Source organism: Nonomuraea sp. NPDC049709 (assembly GCF_040674815.1).
Classification (GTDB): Bacteria; Actinomycetota; Actinomycetes; order Streptosporangiales; family Streptosporangiaceae; genus Nonomuraea.
The window spans coordinates 1-4892 of record NZ_JBFANM010000183.1 but is presented as its reverse complement, the minus strand read 5'-3'; the positions used below and the strand labels follow the sequence as shown (position 1 = coordinate 4892).

Genomic DNA, 4892 nt, shown 5'->3' with positions numbered 1-4892 from the left:
AGGCCGTACGTGAGCAGGACGCGTAGGCGACACGCCCTGAACCGATCGCCGATCCAGCTCGGCAGGTCCGCCTCAACCGGGCAGATCCGCTCGGCTCGCGCGATGGCGCTCCGCGCGTCCTGGGGCGTGCGCGCTCGCTCCGCGTCGCGTATGGCCGCCCTGGACCTGCATCGTCGCCATTCGGCAACCCACTTGGCAGGCTGAAGGGTGTCAAAACTAGGCCCCAGGCGCTGACCCGCGTATTCTTGACGGCGCCTCGTTGGTCACCTGGCTCGCTGGTATTCGTTGATCAGCCCGCCGAGGACGTGGCGGCGCTTGATCTGGCCCGTCGGCAGCGGGAGCACGTCGGAGTGATCATCGGTGGGAGCTCGGAGGCCGATGGAGCGGTGCGGCCGGTGGCGATTGTAATGATCGGCATATTCGTCCAGCACGGTGCGAAGGTGCCGCTCGCCAAAGATCAGCAGCCTATCGGTGCACTCCGTGCGTGCGGTCCTGACCCTGTGGGGTGCCAATATCCCGGATCGATAGAAGCGCCTGGTCAGAGCGATGGCGCAATTTTCGGCACCCACCGGCACTGTTGTCGGCGCGCTCACCCGAGCTCGGCCAGGCGCTGCGCAAGGCCAAGCGGGACGGACTGCATGACCTGGTGCTGGACGGCACCCTGATCCGCACCGGCCGGATCGCCGCCGACCGCCCGTACTTCTCCGGCAAGCACCGGGTGCACGGCATGAACGTGCAACTCATCGCTTCCCCGGACGGGACCATCCTGTGGACTTCCGGAGCGCTGCCCGGCAAAGCGCATGATCTGAGCGCCGTCCGCATCTGGGGCATCCTGCGCGCCCTGGAGCAGGCCGGGATCATCACCCTGGCCGACAAGGCGTATCACGGGGCCGAGGGTCCGGTCCTGACCTCGTACAAGGGCAAGGACGAGCCCGAGTCCCAGAAGCAGGCCAACCGCGCCCACGCCAAACTACGTGGACCCGGCGAACGCGCGAACGCCCAACTGAAGAGCTGGAAAATCCTCCGCAAGCTACGCTCGAGCCCCAGCAAGGCCGGCCACCTGTGCAAGGCCATCGCCGTCCTTCAGAACCACCGCGTCGCCCACACCGCATGAGGATGAAAAGGGTTCACTGATGGTGCAGCTGAAGTGCTTCAACCGGATGGGCTATTTTGCCCCGGCTGGATGACGTCCCGGAGGTAGTGGTGGCTCACATCCGCCGAGATCTCGGGCTGGGCGAGGACGTCGCCGCGGTGTACGACTCGGACCGGACCCGGGGCCATCATCGGATGCTGATCCGCCGGCGTAGCGAGGTCGTGTCGGACATTCAGCAAGACCGCCGTCGTCGTCATCACCGCGAAGTCCGCCGGTGGCAAGGTCTTCGGCCTCGCCACCGCAGACGTCCGTCTCGCTTGACCTCTTGCGCGTCAGTCCGGCAGCCAGTGCAGCTCATGCGCCAGGGTTTTGGCGACGGCACGGATGCGGCGGTGTAGTGGCGACTGCTCGCGTGGGAGGACCAGGTGGATCGTCAGGCTGGGCGCGTCCCGCAGCGGTCGCCAGGTGAGACCGGCCGGTGATGCCGTGACCGCGGCTTCTCCGGCCGGGGCGAGGGTGACCCCGTCGCGCAGGTCGCGCTGAGACATGTCGAAAGAGACTGCGGGCGTGTGGAATCGGGGGTGTGGTCGGGTGTCTCGGAACAGTGCGGACAGCTGATCGTGGATCACCGGGTTGGCCGCACGGTCCGGGAGTCGCAGCGGATACGCGGCCGCGTCGGCGATCTCGATCTCCGGGTGTTCGGCCAGCGGATGGTGCTGCGCCAGCTGGACCCCGATGCGCTCACGCCGCAGCAGGAACCGGCGCACGCCACGGCCCGGCTGTTCACCGCGGGTGATCCCGGCATCGATGCGGCCGTCGGCGACCGCGGGGGAGATCTCCGGTGTCGCCATCGGGACCGCGCCGACCTCGAGTCCGCTGTTGCCGCGAATCAGCCTGTCCACCAGGGCCGGTGCCGTCTCGGCCCCGGCGCTGAGGCTGTATCCGATGCGCAGCGTGCCCAGTTCACCGGCCGCCGCGCTCCGGGCGGTGTTCCATGCCCGGTCCAGCGCCGCCAGCGCGGGCGGCGCGGACTCCGCCAAAGCCGCACCGGCCGTGGTCAATACGACGCTACGCGTGTTGCGGACCAGCAGGGCCGTACCGAGTTCCGCCTCCAATCGGCGCATCCGGGCGCTGAGTGCGGGCTGTGCGATACCGATCCGTGCGGCCGCGCGGGTGAAGTTCAACTCCTGCGCCAGCACCAGGAAGTACCGCAGGCTCACCGTATCCGGCGCCACGTGCCCTCCCTGCCGATTGATAACGATCCGTTCTGAGTCTATCCCGTACCGGTCTTTCCCCCGACCGCACATCAAGCCCTAACCTGCGCATATGACGATTCAACTGACCGCAGTACTGGACATCGCACTCACGCGCACCGCCGATTTAGAGTCCGCCCTCACGGCTCTCGCGAAGGCCGCGGCCACCGAGTCCGGTGTGCTCGACCATGGATTCTGGCGCGACCCGACCCACCCGGGCCCTCCCCGATGTCGTAGCCTTCGTCGGCGACCTCCCGCTGTGGCCGGCCACCGACTCCCACGCGCTTCTCGAAACCACCTCCGTCCTCACCCAGATCCCGATGCTCCGCATCCAGCGAGGTCGGCGGCAGTTCTTAGCAGGAGCTCCCAGGTCACCCGGAGTGTTGTGGTCTCGTCTCTGGACGGAGGTCGTCATGCATAAGTTGGTGGTCCTGTATTCCAAGCCCGCCGACCCTGACCACTTCCGCGACTACTACGTGACCAACCACCTTCCACTGGTCATGAACATGCCCGGTCTGCTTGCGTGGCGCTACAGCTTCGACGTGGCGGCGACCACGGGAGAAGCGCCGTATTTCGCGGTCTTCGAAGGCGACTTCGCTGACGCCGCCGCCATGGCCGCGGCGCGGGAGTCGCCGCAAGGCCGGCGGGCGGCCGCCGATGTCGCCAACTACGCCACCGGCGGTGCGGTCATCATTCACTATCCGGTGCAGGACGGCACCGGTTGAGGCAGGACGGTACGCTCCGGGACGCGTTCGGTCGGCCGTTGCGGCCAGGTCCGGATCTCGGCGGAACGCCGTTCGCGGTTGCCGGTTCGTTGAGCGTCGAAGGTGGGCCGATGTCCTGGCCGGATGTCACGGTGGTTGATGCGTGCGTGCGGCGCGACGGCCGGGGCGGCAGCCCCACGGCCGTCACCGACGACGACCCGGCGGCGACGGACGCGGACCGGCGTGCGGTCGCTGCTGCGGCCGGCACCTCGCACGCGGCTTTCCTCGGCCCGGGGCGGACGCCGGACGGTGCCTGGCCGGTCCGGTTCTTCACCGCCACCGGCGAACTGTCCGGCTGCGGCCACGGCACCGTTGCCGCGCAGGCCGTCCGGTTGACCCGCACCGCGCTGGGCGAGCAGAACGACCGCCAACACACCGGCGGGCGCACGTTCGACACCGTCGCGATCCGCCGCCCCGCCGGCATCGAGGTGTGGTTCGACCAGGGCCTCGTCGCGCTGCGTCACCCGGCATCGGACGAGCGCGCCGCGATCGTCGCCGCGCTCGGGCTCACCGCGGACGACTCGCATCCGACCGACGCGCCACGGATCGCCGCGCCCGGCGCGCCACGCATGCTGGTACCGGTCCACGACCGGTCGGCGCTGTTCCGAGTCCACCCACACCTCGGCAGGCTGACAGCGGCGTGCCAGCGGTACGGGCTCCTCGGCTGTTTCGTGTACGTACCGCCGGTGGGCGACCGACCGGGTGCGGCGCGGATGTTCGCGCCGGCGATCGGTGTCGACGAGGACGTCGCCAACGCCAACAGCACCGGCTGCCTGGCCGCCCACCTGCTCGACACGACAGGGGCGCAGACGGTCGCGATCGAGGTGGAGCAGGGCGACACCCTCGGTCGACCGGCCAGCGTGCTCGCTTCGGCCCGACGCGGGCCGGCGGGCATCACGACCCGGGTCGGCGGGTTGGCGGTGGTCCGCGACGGACACTGAGGCGACGACTGGACCGTCCTCTTCTGCGATCCGCGCATGGGGCTGGGGCTGTCCGCTGCGGTCAGGCGTTGGCACCCGGTGGCGGCCGTCAGCGGGACGCGGTGTCGAGGGCGCGGCTGAGTGTCCATCGGGAGACGCGCAGCTTGGCGGCGACGGCGGTTCGGGTTTGTCCGGCGCCGAGCAGGATGCGGGCGTCGGCGATCTGTTCGGAGGTCAGGGCGCGAGGACGGCCGCCGACGCGGCCTCGGGCGCGGGCGGCGTCGAGGCCTTCGCGGGTGCCTTTGACGATCTGCTGACGTTGGAACTTGGCGATGGTGGCGAACACGGTGAAGATCAGTTCGCCGCACATGTCGTCGCTGGTGTCGAGCACGATGCCGTCGAGGGTGCGGAAGTGGCGGCCGTTGGCGTGCAGGTCGTCTTCGACGATGGCGAGGAGTTCGCGGGTGTCGCGGCCCAGCCGGGTCAGGTCGAGCACGACGAGGGTGTCGCCGCGGCGCATGTGATCGAGGGCGGCGGTCAGGCCGGGCCGGGTGGTGCCCTTGACGCCGGATGCCCTGTTGAGGTAGATCCGGGCGCAGCCGGCGGTCTTGAGGGCGTCGATCTGGCGCGCAAGTCCCTGGGCGTCGGTGGATACCCGGGCCAGTCCGATGAGGTTGGCCGCACCCCACAGAGGGAAAGAGGCGCTCTCACAAGGAGCTGGGATCGCCGCTTGTCGCCCTGGACGCGCAGCATGACGGTACGAGGCGGCCGACCTGGACGCGTACCTCTGCGCCCGCGAACCCTGAGGCCGAGCCACGTCCACCACGGGAACCGGCGTGGCCACGGAAGGAAGCCAGGCCCG

The 4892-nt window shown here is 69.5% G+C and carries 5 protein-coding genes and 1 pseudogene; 3 read left to right on the top strand and 3 right to left on the bottom strand.

Going from position 1 to position 4892, the window contains the following annotated elements; genetic code table 11:
• Positions 1-263 precede the first annotated feature (263 nt).
• On the bottom strand, positions 264-569 hold the full coding sequence (locus AB0J69_RS61390) for an integrase core domain-containing protein (RefSeq protein WP_364138568.1): 306 nt from the start codon (positions 567-569) through the stop codon (positions 264-266).
• A gap of 5 nt (positions 570-574) precedes the next feature.
• On the opposite strand from AB0J69_RS61390, the pseudogene AB0J69_RS61385 reads away from it, so the two are divergent.
• A pseudogene (locus AB0J69_RS61385) lies at positions 575-1114 on the top strand (transposase family protein); the annotation flags it as partial.
• Positions 1115-1425: 311 nt separating this feature from the next.
• On the opposite strand, the gene AB0J69_RS61380 reads toward AB0J69_RS61385, so the two are convergent.
• A complete protein-coding gene (locus AB0J69_RS61380) occupies positions 1426-2328 on the bottom strand; it encodes a LysR family transcriptional regulator (protein WP_364138566.1) in 903 nt (300 codons plus the stop codon).
• Positions 2329-2759: 431 nt separating this feature from the next.
• Between AB0J69_RS61380 and AB0J69_RS61375 the strand changes: the two genes are divergently transcribed.
• The gene (locus tag AB0J69_RS61375; protein WP_364138564.1) at positions 2760-3071 is read left to right on the top strand and encodes an EthD family reductase; all 312 of its coding nucleotides are present in this window, start codon (positions 2760-2762) and stop codon (positions 3069-3071) included.
• A 110-nt stretch (positions 3072-3181) separates the two neighbouring features.
• Positions 3182-4051, top strand: a complete 870-nt coding sequence (locus AB0J69_RS61370) for a PhzF family phenazine biosynthesis isomerase (protein WP_364138562.1) — start codon at positions 3182-3184, stop codon at positions 4049-4051.
• Between the two features lie 88 nt (positions 4052-4139).
• Here AB0J69_RS61370 and AB0J69_RS61365 read toward each other — a convergent pair.
• Positions 4140-4892, bottom strand: a 753-nt coding sequence (locus AB0J69_RS61365; RefSeq protein ID WP_364138560.1) for a recombinase family protein, incomplete at its 5' end; no start/stop codon positions are given.

Coding starts and splice junctions, on each gene's coding strand:
- AB0J69_RS61375 (WP_364138564.1), top strand. CDS start 2,760: ATGCATAAGTTGGTGGTCCTGTATTCCAAGCCCGCCGACCCTGACCAC.
- AB0J69_RS61370 (WP_364138562.1), top strand. CDS start 3,182: ATGTCCTGGCCGGATGTCACGGTGGTTGATGCGTGCGTGCGGCGCGAC.